We start from the raw sequence: 18,618 nt of genomic DNA on the forward strand, positions 1-18,618 counted from the left end.
GACTACCTGATCAGCGCGGTCTGCTCGACCAGGTCGTTCTCGACCATCATCGCGACGAGCTCGGGGAAGGACACCTTGGGCTCCCAGCCGAGGACGTCGCGGGCCTTCGCTGGGTCGCCGATCAGCAGATCGACCTCGGCCGGGCGCATGAACGCGGGGTTCTGCGTGACGTACGGGGTCCAGTCCTCGATGCCGACGTGGTTGAAGGCGATGTCGAGGTACTCGCGGATCTCGTGGGTCTCGCCGGTCGCGACCACGTAGTCGTCGCCCTCGGGCTGCTGCAGCATGCGCCACATCGCGTCGACGTAGTCGCCGGCGAAGCCCCAGTCGCGCTTCGCGTCGAGGTTGCCGAGCTCCAGGGTCTCCTGCAGGCCGAGCTTGATGCGGGCGACGGCGAGGCTGATCTTGCGCGTCACGAACTCCGGGCCGCGCCGGGGCGACTCGTGGTTGAAGAGGATGCCCGACGAGGCGTGCATGCCGTAGGACTCGCGGTAGTTGATGGTCATGTAGTGACCGAAGACCTTCGCGACGCCGTAGGGCGAGCGCGGCCAGAGCAGGGTCTCCTCGCGCTGCGGCACCTGCTGCACCTTGCCGAACATCTCGGAGGAGGAGGCCTGGTAGAACTTCACGCGCGACATGTCGTCGCCGGCGTAGAGGCGGGTCGCCTCGAGGATGTTGAGCACGCCCTTGCCGGTGACGTCGGAGGTCAGCGACGCGTTCTCCCACGAGTACGCGACGAACGAGATCGCACCGAGGTTGTAGACCTCGTCGGGCTGGGCGACGGCGAGCACGCGGACGAGGCTCGAGACGTCGGTGAGGTCACCGGTGAGGAGCGTCACCTCCGGAACGACGCGGCGCACGAGCTCGTACTTCGGGTTGTTCTGCCCGCGGACCAGGCCGAAGACCTCGTAGCCCTTCGAGAGCAGCAGCTCGGCGAGGTAGAGGCCGTCCTGGCCGGTGATTCCGGTGATCAAAGCGCGGGGCACGTGGTGGTCCGTTTCGTCGTGGGTCGATGACAGCGGGCTACATACTACCCACGGGCCTCGGGGAGGTCCGGATCGGCACCGGCGGGGCGGTGCCGAGCGCGGCTATCCTGGCCGGTCGAGACACCGATTGGACGCCATGCCCGACCAGCTCCCCGTCACGCTCGCCGTCCTCACCGTCGACCCCGGCGGGATGGGGGGAGGTGAGACCTACGCCCGTGCTCTGACGCGCCTCCTCGTGCCGCGGGCGGGGGAGGAGGATCTGCGCGTGCAGGTCCTCGTGCCCGAGAACGCGCGCGGTTTCAGCGAGGGCGTCGCGGAGCTCGTCGCCGGCGGCGTCGTCAGCGGCGCGGGTCACCGCAGGCGGGCGATCGGCATGCTGCAGGCACTGCTCCGGACCGCTCGGCTGCGCCGGAGGCTCGCGCGCGACGAGACGCTGTACTTCCCCTTCACCGTCCCGCTGCCGTGGCCGTCGAGGCGGCAGGGGCACGTGCAGATGCTGTTCGACCTGCAGCACCGCGACCTGCCCGAGCTCTTCCCGCGGGTGGAGCGGCTGTTCCGCCGGGTCGCCTACGAGGCCACCGCTCGGCGTGCGGATGCGGTGATCACGATCAGCGAGTTCACCAAGGGGCGGATCGTCGAGCTCCTCGGGATCCCGGCGGAGCGGATCCACGTCTCGCACCTCGGAGTGGACACCTCTCGCTTCCGTCCGAACACGGGCGAGCGGGACGACTTCGTCTTCTTCCCGGCCCGGGCCTGGCCGCACAAGAACCACGCGCGGCTCTTCGAGGCGATGCGGCTGCTCCGCGCCGACGGCCACGACCTGCGCCTCGTGCTGACCGGAGGCGACCTGGACCGGCTCGGCGAGCTGCCCGACTTCGTCGAGTGGCGCGGCCACGTCGCTCCGGAGGAGCTCGCGGAGCTGTACCGACGGGCGGCGGTCCTCGCCTTCCCGAGCCTCTACGAGGGCTTCGGCCTCCCTCCGATCGAGGCCATGGCGTCCGGCTGCCCGGTGGCGGCCGCCGACGCCGGGTCGCTGCCCGAGATCTGCGGTGACGCCGCGGTGTACGTCGATCCGCTCGACGCCCGCTCCATCGCCGACGGCATCGTCGAGGCGATCGCGCGTCGGGAGGAGCTCGCGCCGCTCGGCATCGCCCGAGCGGCCGAGTTCGACTGGGAGAGCTGCCGAGCCGAGCACCTCGAGGTGCTCCGCTCCGTGGCCCGCCGCCGGGTCAGTCGCGGGGGCGGAGCAGGCGGCGCCAGCTGAGGCCCTGCGCCGCGCGCATGGCGCACACCACGACGAGGAGCCAACCCGCGTCCAGCAGGATCGAGCTCTCGGCGAGAGCGGTCACGACGAGCACGGTCAGGACCATCACGGGCCACACGTGCACGACGGCCTTGCGCTCGGAGGCGATCAGCCAGGAGCGCCAGAGCGCGAGGCCGACGAGCGCCGTGAAGAGCACGGCTCCCACGACGCCGACCTGGAGGGCGAGGTCGAACAGGGCGTTCAGGCTGGAGGAGTGCGGCCGGCCCGAGAGGAAGTCGATCGCGGTGAACGGGTACAGCTCCGTGCGCCAGTAGCCCACCCAGCCCCAGCCGATCAGCGGGGCGAGGTCGACGAAGCGTCCGACCTGCTGCCAGAGGGTGAGGCGGAACTCGAACTCGCTGCCGGCGTTGAGCATCTCGATGATCCGCGAGCGGAAGATCCACGCGGCGAGTGCCGCGCCGACGGCGACACCGACCGTGACGTACTGCCGGGTGCGCCGGTGCTCGCTGTCGCCCCGGCGCACCCAGCGCAAGGCGAGCGCGACGACGGCCGCCACCACCAGCACCCCGGCGCTGACCGCCGAGCGGGTGAAGAGCAGCGTGGCGCCGGCCAGAGCGAGCGACGCGATCGCCGGGCCGCGGGCGACGGAGCGGGTCATCAGCTCGACCGCGAAGGTCACGATCGCGAGCAGGCAGACCAGGCCCAGCTGGTTGCGCGTGCCCACCAGCCCCTGGATCGGGCCTCCCACCGCGAGCTGCCCCTCGACGCCCAGGAACCGCAGGGGACGGTCGATGAGCACGCCCGCGACCACCTCGACGGCGACCGACGCCGCGAGCACGAAGCGCAGCACGTCCCCGACCGAGCGGATGATCTGGATGATGTCGCGCGTCACTCCGATCGCGATGGCCAGGAACGCGAGCGCGAGCTGATAGGCGACGCTCGAGACGGTCGCCCACTGGTACCCGCTCCAGAGCACGCTGAGCGCGATCCAGCCCAGGAACACGAGGATGCTCGTCGGCAGGAGACCCTCCCAGTCGAGGGTGCCCCGGCGCAGCACGAGCATCGCCGCGGCGAGGACCGTGAGCGTCGCGATGCCGGCGATGTACCCGGGCCAGCCGATCATGCCGCGCACCGCGGGGGCGCACAGGACGACGACGAGGGTCGACTGCGCGAGGGCGGCGGCGAACCGGGGGGACGCCACCGCGTCCGAGAGGTACGGCGGGAGAGCGGAGGGCCGCCGGTCCGTCATCGCCCCGGACGCTCGCCCGCGACGGCGGGGCGTTCGGCCGACAGGGCCTCCTCCGCCTCGTTCGCGGGCTGCTTCGTCAGGACGGCGAGGGCCGTGAGCAGGAGCCAGCCGCTCTCGATCAGCAGGCGGCTCTCGGCGAGGGACTGCGCGAGAAGGGCGACCACGATGAGCAGCGGCGCCAGCGAGAGCGCGGAGTAGGGCAGCGCTGCCGTGGCGCTGCGGCGGGGCCGGTCCACGGCGCGGAACCAGGAGCGCCAGAGCGTCGACACGGTGAGGGCGCAGAAGAGCACGAGCCCCACGACTCCGAGCTGGAACCAGACGTCGAGCGCGGCGTTGTGGGCCTGGAGGTAGAGGACGCCCTTGCGCTCGGCGAGCGTGTCGAACGGAGCGGCCCACGGGGCCCAGTAGCTGACCCAGCCCCACCCGAGCACGGGGCGCTGGGCGGCGAGGTCCCAGACGGCGCTCCAGATGTCGAGGCGCCCGGTGGCGTCCTCGCTCTTGCCCAGGAGGGAGAGCAGCGCGCCCCAGCCCGACGCGACTCCGACGACGAGCACGGCGCCGACGGCCGCGGCGGTCACGTAGACCGGTCGCCGCCCGTCCTCGCCGCGGCGGCGCGCCCAGAGCGCGAAGACGGCGGCGAGCCCGACGGCGACGAGGCAGAGCAGGACGGTCGAGGAGCGGGTGAGCAGCAGCGTCGCGGCGAAGACGAGCGCCCAGAGCACGCCCCAGCGGCGGCCGACCGTGCGCGCGGCGAGCTCGATCAGGACGACGACGAGGCCCAGCAGTGCGGCGAAGCCGAGCAGATTGCGATTGCCGACGATGCCCTGGATCGGCTCGCCGGTGAACAGCGCCGCCTGAGACCAGTAGAAGGCGTCGGGGATCGGGCCCGATGCGGGCAGATCGATCACCAGCGGGAGCACGCTCTGCCGCACGACGACCGCCACGACGAGCTCGAACAGGAGCGAGAGGCCGACCGTGATGCGCAGTGCCCGTCCGAGGGCCGTCACGAAGGCGCCGGCGCCCAGGGTCAGACCGAGGACGACGCCTCCGAAGGTCGTCGCGAGCTGCGCGGTGACGCCGATCGCGCTCGCGCCGGGGTACGCCGACCAGAGCAGCGACAGGACGACCAGGGCGAGGAAGGCCAGGAGCGACTTGGGCGTCCGGCTCCAGAGCAGCCGCGGCCGCTCGCGCACGACGAGCACCACCGCGGCGATCAGGAGTGCTCCCACGACCAGGCCCCAGCCCCACCAGCCGGCGAGGTTGCGCAGCGCCTGGCCCGAGATCAGCACCGTGAGGATCGCGACCGCGAGCGCTCGGGGAGCGGTGGGCGCGGCGCGTCGAGGCATGGCGATCAGTCTAGAGAGCGGTCGCGGCGCTCCGGCTCAGACGAACGCCGCCGTGCCGGTGATCGCGCGGCCGACGATCAGGGTGTTCATCTCGCGCGTGCCCTCGTAGGAGTACAGGGCCTCCGCATCGGCGAAGAAGCGGGCGACCCCGTAATCGAGCACGATGCCGTTGCCGCCCATCACCTCCCGGCACCACGCCACCGTCTCGCGCATGCGCGCCGTCGTGTAGGCCTTCGCGAGGGCGGAGTGCTCGTCGCGCTGCTCGCCGGCGTCGAGCATCTCGGACACCCGGGTCGCCAGGGCGATGCTCGCGGTGATGTTGCCGATGCTCTTGACGAGGAGGTCCTGCACGAGCTGGTGGCCGACGAGGGGCTTGCCGAACTGGACGCGCTCGCGGGCGTACCGCAGGGCCGCGTCGTAGGCGCCGATGGCGACTCCGATCGCCTGCCAGGCCACCTCGGCGCGGGTCAGGCGGAGGACCTTCGCGGTGTCGCGGAAGGAGTTCGCGTTCTGCAGCCGGAGCGACTCCGGCACGCGTACCCCGTCGAGGACGATGTCGGCGTTCTGGATCGTGCGCAGGCTCTGCTTGCGGGCGATCGCCGTGGCGCGGTAGCCCGGAGTCGTGGTGGGCACGAGGAAGCCCTTGACCTGCCCGTCCTCCGCGTCCTTGGCCCAGATCACGGTGACGTCGCTGAAGGTCGCGTTCCCGATCCAGCGCTTCTCCCCGTCGAGGATCCAGTCGTCGCCGTCGCGGCGCGCCGTCGTGCGCAGCCCCTGCGCCGAGTCCGAGCCGGAGTGGGGCTCGGTCAGCCCGAAGGCGCCGATGACCTCGCCGGAGGCGAGCTTGGGCAGCCACTCGGCGCGCTGCTCGTCCGATCCGGTCACGCCGACCGTGCCCATGACGAGTCCGTTCTGCACGCCCACGTAGGTGGCGATGCCCGCATCGACCCTGCCGAGCTCGAGAGCGACCCAGCCGCGGAACACGGCCGAGTTCTCGATCGCGCGCGTTCGGGGCCACGAGAGCCCGACGGCGCCCGTCGCGTGGATCCCCGGCACGAGGTGGCGCGGGAACTCGGCACGCTCCCAGTAGTCGTCGGCGATCGGGCGCACCTGCTCCTCGAGGAAGGCGCGGAGGCCCACCAGGAGGTCCTTCTCGGCGGGGGAGAGACCGCCGGCGAAGCCGTAGAAATCGGCCGCCAGCGTCTCGAAGATCGTGCTGTCCATGTGCTCCGTCGCTCCCTGGTTCGAGCCGGACCGCCCTGCCGATCCAGCGGCGGCGACGCGGCTGGTGCCAGCGTACGAACGCGGGTCCGCGACGGCACGAACGGTGGAGGGGAGCGCCAAGGGGAGCCCCGCCACCGGCGGTCGCCGTTGTGGATCCTGCTAGCGTCGGGGCGGAGCGGCCCCGGGAGGCCCCGGTACGCGCGCGGCTCCTCCTCTGCTCCCCGGACGGAAAGGCCCGGCCCGTGTTCATCCCGATCGGCAACACCCCCCGCGACTACGCCTGGGGGTCCCTCACCGGCATCTCGGACGCACTCGGCACCCCGGCGTCGGGCGGTCCCGAGGCGGAGCTGTGGCTCGGGGCGCACCCCGGATCGCCCTCCCGCATTCTCGACCCCGCGTCGGTCGGCGCGGACACCCTCGCGGACTGGATCGCGCGGGAGCCGGAGGCGGCGCTCGCCGGATCGCACGGCTCGACCGACCCGGTGTCCGGCGCTCCGCGCCTCCCGTTCCTGCTCAAGATCCTCGCCGCGGGCGGCCCGCTCTCGCTGCAGGCGCATCCCTCGGCCGAGACCGCGCAGCGCCGCTTCGTCGAGGAGGACGAGGCCGGGATCCCGCGCGACGCGGCGGACCGGAACTACAAGGACCCGTTCCACAAGCCCGAGCTGATCTACGCGCTCACCGAGAGCTTCGACGCGCTGTGCGGCTTCCGCGATCCCGCCCAGGCTCAGGCGCTGCTCGAGGAGCTCTCCCACCGCGCCGCCGATGAGCAGGCCGCCGTCATCCGCGCCTTCGCCGCGACTCTCGACGGCGACGCCGAGCAGGTGCTCCGCCGCGCCGTGTCCTGGCTGCTCGCCGACGGCGACCGGAGCGAGGTGTCGGCTCTCGTCGACGCCGTCGTGGCGGCCGCCGACGGGGACGACCGCCTCGATACCCGCACCGTCGCCGACCTCGCCGGGAGCTACCCGGGCGATCCGGGCATCGTGCTGTCGCTCCTGCTGAACCGGGTGCGGCTCTCGCGCGGCGAGGTGCTCTACCTGCCCGCGGGCAACATCCACGCGTACCTCCACGGCACCGGCGTCGAGCTGATGGCGGCGTCCGACAACGTGCTGCGCGGCGGGCTGACGCCCAAGCACATCGACGTGCCCGAGCTCGTCGACGTGCTCGAGTTCTCGCCGCTGCCGGTGCCCTACCTTCCGGCCCACGAGGTCGCGCCCGGTGTCCGCATCTACCGGCCGGACGTGCCGGACTTCGTGCTCGCGGTCGTGGAGCCGGTGTCGGAGGACGCCGTGGAGCTGGAGCTGCACGGTCCGGCGATCGCGACCGCCACCGCGGGATCCTTCGTCCTCGAGGGCGCGGAGGGCCGGACGCGCGTCGAGCGCGGAGGCAGTGTCTTCGTCACGCCGTCCGAGGGGACGCTCTCGGTGAGCGGCCGCGGGACGCTCTTCGTCGCCACGCAGTAGCCCTCCGTCCGCCGGATCAGGACGCTTCGGCGCAGGCGAACGTGCGGCGGTAGGCCGCGGGCGTCGTCTGCAGCACGCGCACGAAGTGGTGGCGCATCACGGCCGCCGTGCCGAACCCGACCCGTCCCGCGATCGTCTCGAGGGTGAGATCGGTCTCCTCGAGCAGCTGCTGCGCGCGCAGCAGGCGCTGACGGTTGAGCCAGGCGAGCGGAGTGGTGCCGAGGTCGGCCCGGAACCGCCGCGCGAAGGTGCGAGGCGACATCAGGGCGCGGCGGGCGAGGGTCTCGACGGCGAGCTCCTGGTCGAGATTGTCGAGCATCCACTCGGTGACCTCCGCGAACGAGTCCGCCCGGGCCTCCGGGATCGGCGTGCGGATGTACTGCGCCTGGCCTCCGTGCCGTTGCGGCGGCACGACCATCCTCCGCGCGACCACGTTGGCGGCGGCGGCGCCCCACTCCTCCCGCACGATGTGCAGGCAGGCGTCGATCCCCGCGGCGGTGCCGGCGCTGGTCACGATGCGCCCCTCCTGCACGAAGAGGACGTCGGGGTCGACCCGGACCGACGGGAACCGCTCGGCGAGCTCGTCCGTGTGCATCCAGTGCGTCGTGGCGCGTCGACCGTCGAGGATCCCCGCCTGGGCGAGCACGAACGCCCCGCTGCACACACTGAGGATCCACGCGCCCCGGGCGTGCGCCCGCCGGAGGAGGTCGAGCACGCGCTCGTCCACCGGGCCGCGGGGGAGGGCCGGGATCGCGAGGAGGTCCGCGTCCTCCGCCCCGGAGAGGTCGCCCTCGACGACCATGTCGAAGCCGAGGCTCGTGGTGACCGGCCCCGGATCCGTCGTCACGATGCGCAGGTCGAAGGCGGGCCCGCCCTGAGCGGTGCGGTCGATGCCGAACACCTCGCAGACGACCCCGAACTCGAACGGGGCGAGACCGGGCAGGGCGACGAGGGCGACGGAGCGGAGCACGGCGGCAGGATATCGCGGGCCGACCACATCCCGCCAGAGCAGCGTGTTCCGACGTCGCCGCTACAGTAGCGACGGCGCCGAGCAGGGCCGCCGACGATCGAGGGAGTCGCACATGGCATGGCTGGTCACCGGGGGAGCCGGATACATCGGGGCGCACGTCGTGCGCGCGTTCGCCGAGCAGGGCATCGACCCCGTCGTCGTGGACGACCTGTCGTCGGGCCACGACTCGTTCGTGCCGGAGGGGGTCCCCTTCCACCGCGGCTCGATCCTCGACGAGGCGCTGCTGGACCGGGTCTTCGCCGAGCACCCGATCGAGGGCGTCGTGCACGTCGCCGGCTTCAAGTACGCCGGGGTCTCGGTGCAGAAGCCGCTGCACACCTACGAGCAGAACGTCACGGGCACCCTCCGTGTGCTCGCGGCGATGGAGCGCGCGGGTGTCTCCTCGATCGTCTTCTCCTCCAGCGCGGCGGTCTACGGCGCGGTCGACGTCGACCTCGTCACCGAGGAGACCCCCAAGAGCCCGGAGTCGCCCTACGGGGAGTCCAAGCTCATCGGCGAGTGGCTGCTCGCCGACGCGGGACGCGCCTGGGGCGTCCGGCACGCGTCGCTGCGCTACTTCAACGTCGTCGGCTCCGGATACCCGGACGTGTACGACACGAGTCCGCACAACCTCTTCCCCCTGGTCTTCGAAGCGCTGCTGGCCGGCCGCACGCCGAAGATCTACGGCACCGACTACCCCACGCCCGACGGCACCTGCGTGCGCGACTACATCCACGTCGCGGATCTCGCGCTCGCCCACGTCGCCGCGGCACGTCGTCTGGCCGCCGGCGAGCCGATCGAGCCCGTCTACAACCTGGGCAGCGGCGACGGCGCCTCGGTCGGCGAGATCATGCGCGCCATCGCCGAGACGACCGGCATCGACTTCGAGCCCGAGACCGCTCCCCGCCGCCCGGGCGACCCGCCGCGCATCGTCGCCTCGGGCGAGCGCGCGGGCCGCGACCTCGGCTGGGAGATGCGCCACTCCCTCTCGGACATGGTCGACAGCGCCTGGCGAGCCCGGAGCGCCGCCACCGCCTGAGGACGGCACTCCGGCGTCACGCTTGCGACACGCCGGAGTGTCGTGAACCCTCCACGGGTTGTTGAGGGTTTACAGTCTGCGACTTGACCTTCGGGAATGACACCGGTGTAATTACGTGGGCGGCGCCTCCGGGAGGAGCGGGTCGCCGATCATCGGAACCGGCGGGGTAGGAGACGGCATGGCAATTCCCGACAGCGTCTCAGGACGCGGAGTCTCGGAACCCGGCGGCACCCTCTCCGACCGCGGCGGTCAGTACGCCTCCAGCGAGCTGCGGGGAGCGGCCGGCCGCGCAGGGGTTCCCGAGGACTGGTTCGTCGATCCGGTGCGTCTCGGCGTGCCCGGTGTCCGACCCGGCCTGGACCCCGAGACCGAGGCGCCCGGCGGCGCCCTCTCCTGGCAGGCGGACTCGCTCTGCGCGCAGACGGATCCCGAGGCGTTCTTCCCCGAGAAGGGCGGCTCGACGCGTGATGCCAAGAAGATCTGCACCTCGTGCGAGGTGCGCTCGCAGTGCCTCGAGTACGCCCTCGAGAACGACGAGCGCTTCGGCATCTGGGGCGGGCTCTCCGAGCGCGAGCGCCGCAAGCTCCGCCGCCGCGCGTAGGGCCGCCACGACCCGGGCGCGGTCGATCCGCGCCCTCGCGGCGGGGCGGCGAGCCGCTGGCGAGTGCTCCGCCGCCATCGCCTAGGGTGGTCCGCGATGTATCCCCGAGTAACCGCCGTCCTCGTCGCGCGCAACGGCGCCGCGTATCTGGAACGCACCCTCGCGGCGCTCCGAGCCCAGACCCGGCAGCCCGACGCCACCGTCTTCGTGGACGGGGGATCGAAGGACACAACGGGTGAGCTGCTCGCCTCCTGGGGTCCCTCGCAGCTAGTGCAGGTCGCCGAGAACCTCCCCTTCGGCCAGGCCGTGGCTCGCGCCGTCCGCGTGATGCAGCCCCCGGCGGGGGAGGACGAGTGGCTCTGGCTCCTCGCGCAGGACTCGGCACCCGAGCCCGGCGCGCTCGCGGCCCTCCTCGGCGCGGTCGAGGTCGCGCCGTCCGTGGCCGTCGCGGGCCCGAAGGTGATGGACTGGACGCGATCGGGCTACATCCGCAGCTACGGCGAGTCGATCACCAACTACGGCACCACGGTCCACCTCGTCGAGGACGAGCTCGACCAGGGCCAGCACGACGCCAACCCCGACGTGCTCTCGGTCGCCGCGGGCGGCATGCTCGTGCGCCACAGCCTCTGGGAGGAGCTCGGCGGCTTCGATCCGGGGCTCCCGGTCGTCGACGACGCCCTCGACTTCTCGATCCGCACCCGCCTCGCCGGGCACCGCGTCAGCCGGGTGCCGGACGCGCGGGTCACCACCGCCCGCATCGGCCTGCAGCGCCCCGACGGCCGCCGGATCGACGGAGGCGAGCGCCGCCGGGCGCGCCAGCACCGCACCGCCCAGCTGCACCGCCGCCTGGCCTACGCGCCCGTGGCGCTCCTGGTCCTCCACTGGCTCTCCCTCGTGCCGCTCGCCGTCGGCCGGGCGGTCGTCCGGCTCCTGCGCAAGCAGCCGGGACTCGTCGGGGGCGAGCTGCTCGCGGCCGTCGTCGTGGCGTTCGGCGGCACCAAGGTGCTCCGCGCCCGCACAATCCTCCGCTCCTCGAAGAACGTCGGCTGGAAGTCGATCGCGCCGCTGCGCATCCCGCTCGACACCGTGCGGCAGCTGCGCTCCGTGCGGCACGACGCCGTGCGGGTGCAGGCTGGTCGCGACCGCCACCCGCTGCACTTCTTCCAGAGCGGAGGAGTGTGGGTCGTCCTCGTCGCGGCGCTCGCGGGCCTGATCGTCTACACCCCGCTGATCGCGGCTCCGGCTCTCAGTGGCGGTGGTCTGCTGACCCTGTCGCCGACGGTCGGCGAGCTCTGGCGGAACGCGGCGTACGGCTGGCGCGACCTCGGCTCGGGCTTCATCGGCGCGGCCGACCCCTTCGCCGGCGTCCTCGCCGTCCTCGGCTCGCTGACCTTCTGGTCGCCCAGCTACGCGATGGTGCTGCTGTACCTGACGGCGTTCCCGCTGGCCGCGATGGGCGCCTGGCTGATGATCGCCCGGATCACCCCGCGGCCGCTCGCGCGGGCCTTCGGCGCGCTCGTCTGGATCCTCGCACCCGCGTTCGCCGCTGCGCAGTCCGACGGGCGCCCGGGCCCGATCCTCGTGCACGTGCTGCTGCCCTGGCTCTTCTTCGCGGGCTTCGGCGCCTACCGCTCGTGGTCGGCGTCCGCCACCGCGTCGCTCCTGGCCGCGGCCGTGGTCGCGTGCGCGCCGATCCTGTCCCTGCCGCTCCTGGCGATCTGGATCGTGATCCTCGCGACCTCCGGCCGGCGCGTCGGGCGCTTCGCCGGACTGCCGATCCCGGCGGCCGCCCTGCTGTTCCCGCTCGTCGTGGCGCACGCTCCCCGCGGGGACTGGCTCGCGATCCTCGCCGACCCCGGAGTCCCGCTCCCGTCGGCGCGCGCGGACCTGTTCTCCCTGCTCGCGGGCGTGCCGTCGGCGCTGACCGCCGGCTGGGTCGACCTGCTGTCGCAGATCGGGATCACCGAGGCCGCCGCGCCGCTGGCGACGGCCGTGCTGGTGCTGCCGTTGATCGTGGCGGCGCTCGCCTCCCTCCTCCTGCCGAACAACCTGTCCGCCCTCGGCGGCGTGGGCGTCGCCTCCGCCGGACTGCTGACCGCCTCCCTCGCGCAGGGGATCCAGGTCGCGACAGCGGGCTCCGAGCCGGTGGCCGTGTGGAGCGGATCTCCGCTCAGCCTCTACTGGCTCGGTCTGGTCATCGGCTTCTCGCTCTCGCTCGGCGCCCTGCCGTCCTTCCGCCTGGTACCCGCGCTCGTGGTCACGGTCGCCGCCGCACTCGCGGTCGGCCCGTTCGCCCTCGCCTTCCCGCAGGGTCACTCGTCCATCGCGAGCACCTCCGACCGCTCGCTGCCGGCCTACGTGGCCGCCGAGGCGCAGAACGACCCGCGGGTGGGCACCGTCGTGCTGGTGCCGCAGGCCGACGGCGGGATCCTCGCCCGCCTCGAGCGCGGCGCCGGAGCGACGCTCGACCAGCAGTCGACGCTCGCCGCGACGGGGGCCGAGAGCACCGACGAGATCGACGAGCTCGCGGGCAACCTCGTGTCGCGCACCGGCTACGACGTGGCGTCGGCGCTCGACGAGCTCGGCGTCCGGTTCGTGGTCCTCACCGAGGCGAGCAGCGAGGACTCGGGCGACGCGGCCTCGGCCGTCCGCGCCCGCGCCGCGGTCTCGCTCGACGGCAACGCCGCGTTCTCGGCCGTCGGCGACACCCGCTACGGCCTGCTCTGGAGCGCCGTCGATCCCGAGGGCGGCCGCGCCGAGGCCGCCCCACAGGACGTGGTCGGTCCGTTCGGCATCGCCTACACCGCCGGACTCCTGCTGATCCTCCTCGTCGCGCTCCTCCTGGCGGTCCCCACCGGGCTCTCGCTCGAGCGCGGCCGTTCCGGCGCGCCGGTGGCCGGGATCGACGACGAACCGGGCGAGGCCACCGGCCAGTTCGACGACGGGACCGACGATGTCTGACCCCCGCGACCAGGAGACGAGCATGCCCGCCACCCCGCCCTCGGGCCGCTCCTCCCGCGCCGACCGCCGGAGCGCCCGCGCCGGCTCGACCGGCCGGCCCGGAGCCGCGACCACCGACTCCGTCGCGACGACGGCGCCGACACCGCCCCGCGATCGCCGCGCCTCCGCCGCCCGACGCCGCCGCAGCGCCCTGCGCACCGCGGTCGGCGTCGCCGGAGTCGTCCTCGCCGCGACCGCGGTCGTCCTGCCCCAGCTGCTCCCGCTGCCCGCCGCGACACGGGCCGCCGACGGCGTCGTCGTGACGCCCGTGGCCGCCGACAGCACCCTCGTCTGCGGCGGCGATCTGCTCGACGCGACGCAGCCGGAGGAGCTCCGCGCGTTCGAGGGCTCCGGCACCTCGGTGTGGCCCGACGACGTCGTCCAGAGCTCGACGGCCCTCGACGAGCCCGATCTGGCGGCGCCCGGCAGCGGAGTCACGGGTCTCCTCGTCCCCGCGGAGTCCGATCCGGTTCCCGGCGGAGCGACCACCCAGTCGATCGCGAACGAGACGGTGTCGGGCCTGAGCGCGCTCGGCTGCGCAGAGCCCTCGGCCGACAGCTGGATCGTCGGCGGATCGACCGACATCGGCTCCACCTCGGTGCTCGTCCTCGCGAATGCGAGCGAGGTCGCGGCCACCGTCGATCTGGCGCTCTACGGGGAGAACGGCCCCCTCGAGGCCACCGGCGCGTCCGGGATCGTCGTCCCGGCCGGAACGGTCCGCGCCCTGCCCCTGGCCGGTCTCGCTCCCGACGTCGTGCAGCCGGTGGTGCGGATGACCGCGCGCGGCGGGGAGATCGCTGCCAGCCTGCAGAGCACCGCCATCTCGGGGCTGACTCCGGTCGGCATCGAGACCACCGCCCCCTCCGCGTCGCCGTCGACGCTGACCGTCATCTCGGGCTACCGCATCGCCTCGCCTCCCGCCGAGACGTCGAGCGACGACGGCAGCGGGGGAGCGGGCAGCCCCGTGCTGCGCATCCTCGCGCCCGGCGAGGCGGACAGCACCGTGTCGATCGAAGTGGCGAACGAGGATCCGAGCGGCGCGGGCACGTCGACGCAGGTCGTGGTGCCGGCGGGCCGTGTCGGCGAGGTGCCGCTGTCCGGGCTCGCCGAGGGCTCCTACCGGATCACCCTGAACTCGGACGAGCCCGTCGTCGCCGCGGGGCGCACCACCTCGACCGGGACAGCCGGCACCGATTACGCCTGGTTCGCCTCCGGTACCTCGGTCTCGACGCCGTTCGGAGTGGCGAGCACCGGCGAGCCCGGCGCGCGCCTCCACCTCGCGAACGCGAGCGACACGACCGCTTCGGTCGTGCTGGACGCGGCGTCCGGCTCGCGCACCGTCGAGATCGGGCCCTACTCCTCCGTCACCGTCGATCAGGGCATCGACCAGCTCGTCGTCTCGAGCGATCAGCCCGTGCAGGCGTCGGTGTCGATCGCGAGCGACGGGAGGATCGCGGCCTACCCGATCGTGCCGCCCGGTCCGCTCTCGTCGCCGATCACGGTGTACTCGCACTAGGGCGGTCCGGGCCGCCGGGGTTCCGTCGACCGCGACGGCGATCTCGTGTTCGACAGGCCCTAGAGGTGGCGGAAGCGGTCCGGCGAGATGTCCCACGGATCGCGGCCGAGCAGCTCCGCCACGGCGCGGAACACGTAGCTTTCGATGAGCAGCCGCTGGTGCTGGTCGTCGCGCCGGTGCAGCTTGGCCAGGCGCTCGATCGGAACGCGGTAGAGCGTGATGCGGCGCTCGGCGTGATCGACGCGCCAGCGGGCGATCCCGGTGGCCGCCAGGCGTGCCGGATCGACGTCGGGGGTGGCCGCGACATCGACGTGGATGCCCGCGAGCTCGTCCGGCCACGCGCCGCGGAGGTAGTCGATCGCGGAGCCGACCGTCAGCTCGAAGAAGTCGGTGCGGGTCTGCAGGAGGGGCAGGTGGGGCCCGGTGACCGGGCCGCGGATGCCGCGCCCGTGCCTGTCGCGGGATCCGCCCCGGGCCGAAGCCGCCTGACGGGCGGTGGAACGACGAGCACGGGGCATGCCTCCAGCCTATTGCTACTGTGGGCGCGATGAACGGACGGCAGTGCTCGCGGACGGGCTGCAGCGCCCCGGCCGTCGTCACGCTGACCTACGACTACGGCGACTCCCTCGTCGCGGTCGGCCCGCTCAGCCCCGCACCCGATCCGCACGGCTACGACCTGTGCGAGGAGCACGACCGGCGGCTCTCGGTGCCGGTCGGCTGGAGCGTGATCCGCTACCGCGAGCCGTCGATCGAGGGCTGATCCGTGCGCGGCGGGAAGCCCCGGGGCCCCGCCGAGAGCACGGGCGCCAGCCGCTCGAGGCGGTCGGCCGACAGGCGGAGGGCGCGCTCCTCGCGGGCGCGGCGCAGGGCGGCGACCGCCAGCAGGAAGTCCTCGGCCGGCGCCGCGGGCACCGGCGACACGAAGGCCGACGCCTCGTGGGCGAGGGAGGCGGCCAGCCGGGAGCGGGACGGCTCCGTCATGCCGCCGCGCTGCCGGAGGAACTGGGCGAGGCGGCGCGCGAGGGCGTCGGGCAGACGGGCGACGTCGGCGGTCGCCGCCCAGCCGAGGAGCGGAGCCGGGACCTCGGCCTGCAGCGGAGCCGCCGCGGGGACGCGCTCGAGCTGGCTGTGGGTGCCGGCGAGGACGTCGCCGAGGCGGCGGGAGCGGCGCGAGAGCAGCCCGACGACCGCGGCGAGACCGCCCGCCGTCATCACGATCTCGAGCACGGCGGTCAGGCCGCGCACGAGGGCGTGGCGGAACGAGATCGCACCACCGTCGTCGCGGACGACCCGGGCGCCGACAGCGAGCTTGCCGAGCGAGCGTCCGCGCGTGGCCGTCTCGACGACGACCGGGACGAGGACGAGGGAGGTCACGAGGGCGGCGACGCCGACCGCCGCGGCGGCCGACGCGTCGAGCCCGCCGTCGCCCGCGAGGACCGAGACCAGGTAGAAGAGCAGGAGCGCGAGCAGGAGCTCGGCGACCAGATCGATGATCGCCCCGCACGCGCGCAGGACGAAGCTGGTGACGGGCACCTCGAGGGCGATCGCCTCGCCGGTGACCAGGCCGTCGTCGTCGTCCGCCCGATCGGTGCCCATGGCTATCATCTAAACAGATGGACATCGACGCTCTCTCGACCGCTCGTGCGGAGCACTGGCGCCGCCTGGACGAGCTCTCGCGCAAGCGGAGGCTGACCGGCGACGAGGCGGACGAGCTGGTGGAGCGGTACCAGTCCGCCTCCGCCGATCTCGCCGCGATCGCCTCCACGGCCGGCTCGACCGCCGCGGGCGCCAGGCTCGCGGTCTCGCTGTCGAGGGCGCGCGGTCGGCTCACCGGGACGGGCGAGGACCCGCTGGCGGCGGTCTCGCGCTTCGCGGTCGTGACGCTCCCCGCGGCGCTGCACCGACTCCGCTGGCTGACCCTCGCGGTCGCGCTCGCCACGGCGCTGATCGCGACCCTGTTCGCGGTGTGGATCCTCGGCGACGCACGGCTGCTGGCCTCGCTCGGCGACGACGAGCAGCTGCGGCGCTTCGCCGAGGACGACTTCGTCGACTACTACTCCGAGAACCCCGCCGCGTCCTTCGCCGGCCAGGTCTGGACCAACAACGCGTGGATCGCGGCGCAGTGCGTCGCCTTCGGGATCGTCGGTGTCTACGTGCCGTACATCCTCCTGCAGAACGCGCAGAACCTGGGCACCTCCGTCGCCGTCATGTTCCACTACGGCGAGGGCGACACCTTCTTCCTCTACATCGCCCCGCACGGTCAGCTCGAGCTGACCGCGGTGTTCGTCGCCGCGGCGGCGGGACTGCGCATCTTCTGGGCCTGGATCGCGCCGGGAGCGCGCACGCGCGGGCAGGCCCTGGCCGAGGACGCGAGGAGCCTGTTCACCGTCGCGATCGGGCTGGTCTTCGTGCTGTTCGTCGCCGGGGTCATCGAGGGCTTCGTGACGCCGGCCCCGTGGCCGTGGTTCGTCAAGATCGGGATCGGCTCGGCGGCGCTGCTCGCCTTCCTCGCCTACATGATCGTGCTCGGCGGCCGTGCGGCGCGCGCGGGCGAGACCGGCGACCTCGACCGTGCGGCCCGCGGCTCCCGGAGCATCGCCGACGCCTGACGCGTTCTCAGAGCCGCCCGGCCGCCTTGAGCGCGAGGTAGCGGTCGGCGAGCGCCGGCGGGAGCTTCTCCGGAGTGCCGAGCACGACGTCGCCGCCGAGCCGGCGGACGGCGGCGGAGAGGCGGTCCGCGTCGCTCAGCGAGCGCTCGGCCGCCGCGGCGGTGTAGACGGCCGCGCGGTCGCTCCGATCGGCCGCCATCTCGACGAGCTCGGGATCCACGGCGCACGCCACGACGACCGTGTGGGTGCGGGTGAGCTGGGGGAGCACCGCGAGCAGGCCCTCGGACGCCCCGACCGAGTCCAGCGCGGTCAGGAGGACGACGAGCGAGCGCTGCGAGACCAGGGCGCGCACCTGCGCGGGCACGGCCGACCAGTCGGTCTCGATCAGCTGGGGCTGCACCGGCGCCAGCGCGTCGACGACGCGGCCGAGCACCTCGCTGCCGGTGGCGCCGTGGACCCGTGCCCGACGGGTGCGGTCGAACGCGAGCACGTCGATCCGGTCGCCGGCGCCGGCAGCCAGAGCCGACAGGAGCAGTGCCGCCTCGATCGCGGTGTCCAGCCGCGGCTCGTCCGCGATCCGCGCCGCGGAGGTACGACCGGTGTCGAGCACGACGACCACCCGGCGGTCCCGCTCCGGGCGCCAGGTCCGCACGACGGGCTCGCGGCGGCGGGCGGTGGCCCTCCAGTCGAGGGAGCGGACGTCGTCTCCGCGGACGTACTCGCGGAGGCTGTCGAACTCGGTGCCCTGCCCGCGGATCATCACGCTCGTGCGGCCCTCGAGCTCGCGCAGCCGGGCGAGCCGCGAGGGCAGGTGCCGGCGCGACCGGAACGGCGGGAGCACCCGCACTGTCGCGGGGGCCGAGCGCGTCGCCTGCCGCCCGGCGAGGCCGAGGACCCCGTTCGAGCGGACGGTCACGTGCAGCGCCCGGCGCTCGCCGCGCCTGCGCGGCTCGAGCACCGTCGTGACCGCGCGGCGCTCGCCAGGTGGCAGCCGGAGGGCGGTGCAGGTGCGCAGCGCCCCCGCTGACGGCTCCCAGGCGTCTCGGACGACGCCCGTGATGCGGCGACGGCCGGTGTTCGTGATCAGCAGCTCCGCCTCGGCGCGCTCACCGAGGCGGACCCGGTCGGGGACGCTCCGCTCCAGGACGATCGCGCGCGGCGACCCCGCGACGAGGAGGTCGATGCCGACCAGGACGCACCAGGCGAGCAGCCAGAGCGCGAGCACGACGACGGCGGCCTGCGCGCTCCCACCGAGCAGGACGACAGGCACGAGGCCGACGAGGAGGACGAGGACGGAGCGTCCGGTGAGGTGCAC

The 18,618-nt window shown here is 73.5% G+C and carries 16 protein-coding genes; 8 read left to right on the forward strand and 8 right to left on the reverse strand.

The window, feature by feature from the left end; genetic code table 11:
- Window positions 1–2 precede the first annotated feature (2 nt).
- A complete protein-coding gene (locus C1I63_RS11150; protein ID WP_055788154.1) occupies window positions 3–986 on the reverse strand; it encodes a GDP-mannose 4,6-dehydratase in 984 nt (327 codons plus the stop codon).
- Between the two features lie 136 nt (window positions 987–1,122).
- Here C1I63_RS11150 and C1I63_RS11155 point away from each other — a divergent pair, with 136 nt between their 5' ends.
- Complete coding sequence (locus C1I63_RS11155) at window positions 1,123–2,250, forward strand: glycosyltransferase family 4 protein (RefSeq protein WP_107574829.1); 1,128 nt, start codon at window positions 1,123–1,125, stop codon at window positions 2,248–2,250.
- Here C1I63_RS11155 and C1I63_RS11160 read toward each other — a convergent pair.
- From C1I63_RS11160 to C1I63_RS11170, 3 genes are read right to left on the reverse strand one after another with little or no spacing between them, the layout of a single operon-like run.
- The gene (locus C1I63_RS11160) at window positions 2,216–3,499 is read right to left on the reverse strand and encodes a hypothetical protein (RefSeq protein ID WP_055788162.1); all 1,284 of its coding nucleotides are present in this window, start codon (window positions 3,497–3,499) and stop codon (window positions 2,216–2,218) included. The genes C1I63_RS11155 and C1I63_RS11160 overlap by 35 nt on opposite strands.
- Complete coding sequence (locus C1I63_RS11165) at window positions 3,496–4,845, reverse strand: O-antigen ligase family protein (protein ID WP_107574830.1); 1,350 nt, start codon at window positions 4,843–4,845, stop codon at window positions 3,496–3,498. The genes C1I63_RS11160 and C1I63_RS11165 overlap by 4 nt, the downstream gene beginning before the upstream one ends.
- Before the next feature lie 36 nt (window positions 4,846–4,881).
- A complete protein-coding gene (locus C1I63_RS11170) occupies window positions 4,882–6,069 on the reverse strand; it encodes an acyl-CoA dehydrogenase family protein (protein WP_107574831.1) in 1,188 nt (395 codons plus the stop codon).
- 242 nt (window positions 6,070–6,311) lie between these two features.
- Between C1I63_RS11170 and manA the strand changes: the two genes are divergently transcribed.
- Window positions 6,312–7,529 (forward strand): mannose-6-phosphate isomerase, class I, encoded by a 1,218-nt coding sequence (manA, locus tag C1I63_RS11175; RefSeq protein ID WP_107574832.1) that lies wholly within the window; start codon window positions 6,312–6,314, stop codon window positions 7,527–7,529.
- A 16-nt stretch (window positions 7,530–7,545) separates the two neighbouring features.
- On the opposite strand, the gene C1I63_RS11180 is transcribed toward manA, so the two are convergent.
- The gene (locus C1I63_RS11180; RefSeq protein ID WP_055788173.1) at window positions 7,546–8,499 is read right to left on the reverse strand and encodes a GlxA family transcriptional regulator; all 954 of its coding nucleotides are present in this window, start codon (window positions 8,497–8,499) and stop codon (window positions 7,546–7,548) included.
- Between the two features lie 112 nt (window positions 8,500–8,611).
- Here C1I63_RS11180 and galE point away from each other — a divergent pair, with 112 nt between their 5' ends.
- From galE to C1I63_RS11200, 4 genes are all read left to right on the forward strand, one after another.
- Complete coding sequence (gene galE / locus C1I63_RS11185) at window positions 8,612–9,577, forward strand: UDP-glucose 4-epimerase GalE (protein WP_055788177.1); 966 nt, start codon at window positions 8,612–8,614, stop codon at window positions 9,575–9,577.
- Window positions 9,578–9,845: 268 nt separating this feature from the next.
- A complete protein-coding gene (locus C1I63_RS19775) occupies window positions 9,846–10,178 on the forward strand; it encodes a WhiB family transcriptional regulator (protein ID WP_280523133.1) in 333 nt (110 codons plus the stop codon).
- A gap of 96 nt (window positions 10,179–10,274) precedes the next feature.
- On the forward strand, window positions 10,275–13,139 hold the full coding sequence (locus C1I63_RS11195) for a glycosyltransferase family 2 protein (protein ID WP_107574834.1): 2,865 nt from the start codon (window positions 10,275–10,277) through the stop codon (window positions 13,137–13,139).
- 22 nt (window positions 13,140–13,161) lie between these two features.
- Window positions 13,162–14,694: a DUF5719 family protein gene (locus C1I63_RS11200; protein ID WP_107574835.1), complete on the forward strand. Its 1,533-nt coding sequence runs from the start codon at window positions 13,162–13,164 to the stop codon at window positions 14,692–14,694.
- 59 nt (window positions 14,695–14,753) lie between these two features.
- On the opposite strand, the gene C1I63_RS11205 is transcribed toward C1I63_RS11200, so the two are convergent.
- Window positions 14,754–15,212, reverse strand: a complete 459-nt coding sequence (locus C1I63_RS11205) for a metallopeptidase family protein (protein ID WP_055788187.1) — start codon at window positions 15,210–15,212, stop codon at window positions 14,754–14,756.
- Window positions 15,213–15,241: 29 nt separating this feature from the next.
- Between C1I63_RS11205 and C1I63_RS11210 the strand changes: the two genes are divergently transcribed.
- Window positions 15,242–15,454 carry a DUF3499 family protein gene (locus C1I63_RS11210; protein WP_055789065.1) on the forward strand — a complete coding sequence of 71 codons (213 nt, stop codon included), beginning with the start codon at window positions 15,242–15,244 and terminating at the stop codon, window positions 15,452–15,454.
- On the opposite strand, the gene C1I63_RS11215 is transcribed toward C1I63_RS11210, so the two are convergent.
- Window positions 15,427–16,290, reverse strand: a complete 864-nt coding sequence (locus C1I63_RS11215; RefSeq protein ID WP_244907039.1) for an RDD family protein — start codon at window positions 16,288–16,290, stop codon at window positions 15,427–15,429. The two genes, C1I63_RS11210 and C1I63_RS11215, sit on opposite strands and share 28 nt — an antisense overlap.
- Before the next feature lie 17 nt (window positions 16,291–16,307).
- On the opposite strand from C1I63_RS11215, the gene C1I63_RS11220 reads away from it, so the two are divergent.
- Window positions 16,308–17,303, forward strand: coding sequence for a stage II sporulation protein M (locus tag C1I63_RS11220; protein WP_107574837.1), 996 nt, complete (start codon window positions 16,308–16,310; stop codon window positions 17,301–17,303).
- A 7-nt stretch (window positions 17,304–17,310) separates the two neighbouring features.
- Here the strand turns inward: C1I63_RS11220 and C1I63_RS11225 are convergent, their stop codons facing one another.
- Window positions 17,311–18,618, reverse strand: a complete 1,308-nt coding sequence (locus C1I63_RS11225; protein ID WP_107574838.1) for a DUF58 domain-containing protein — start codon at window positions 18,616–18,618, stop codon at window positions 17,311–17,313.

Origin of the sequence: Rathayibacter caricis DSM 15933 (assembly GCF_003044275.1) — a bacterium.
Lineage (GTDB): Bacteria > Actinomycetota > Actinomycetes > Actinomycetales > Microbacteriaceae > Rathayibacter > Rathayibacter caricis.

Coding starts and splice junctions, on each gene's coding strand:
- C1I63_RS11215 (WP_244907039.1), bottom strand. CDS start 16,290: ATGGGCACCGATCGGGCGGACGACGACGACGGCCTGGTCACCGGCGAG.
- C1I63_RS11195 (WP_107574834.1), top strand. CDS start 10,275: ATGTATCCCCGAGTAACCGCCGTCCTCGTCGCGCGCAACGGCGCCGCG.
- C1I63_RS11210 (WP_055789065.1), top strand. CDS start 15,242: ATGAACGGACGGCAGTGCTCGCGGACGGGCTGCAGCGCCCCGGCCGTC.
- C1I63_RS11165 (WP_107574830.1), bottom strand. CDS start 4,845: ATGCCTCGACGCGCCGCGCCCACCGCTCCCCGAGCGCTCGCGGTCGCG.
- C1I63_RS11220 (WP_107574837.1), top strand. CDS start 16,308: ATGGACATCGACGCTCTCTCGACCGCTCGTGCGGAGCACTGGCGCCGC.
- C1I63_RS11160 (WP_055788162.1), bottom strand. CDS start 3,499: ATGACGGACCGGCGGCCCTCCGCTCTCCCGCCGTACCTCTCGGACGCG.
- C1I63_RS11155 (WP_107574829.1), top strand. CDS start 1,123: ATGCCCGACCAGCTCCCCGTCACGCTCGCCGTCCTCACCGTCGACCCC.
- galE (WP_055788177.1), top strand. CDS start 8,612: ATGGCATGGCTGGTCACCGGGGGAGCCGGATACATCGGGGCGCACGTC.
- C1I63_RS11200 (WP_107574835.1), top strand. CDS start 13,162: ATGCCCGCCACCCCGCCCTCGGGCCGCTCCTCCCGCGCCGACCGCCGG.
- C1I63_RS11205 (WP_055788187.1), bottom strand. CDS start 15,212: ATGCCCCGTGCTCGTCGTTCCACCGCCCGTCAGGCGGCTTCGGCCCGG.
- C1I63_RS11170 (WP_107574831.1), bottom strand. CDS start 6,069: ATGGACAGCACGATCTTCGAGACGCTGGCGGCCGATTTCTACGGCTTC.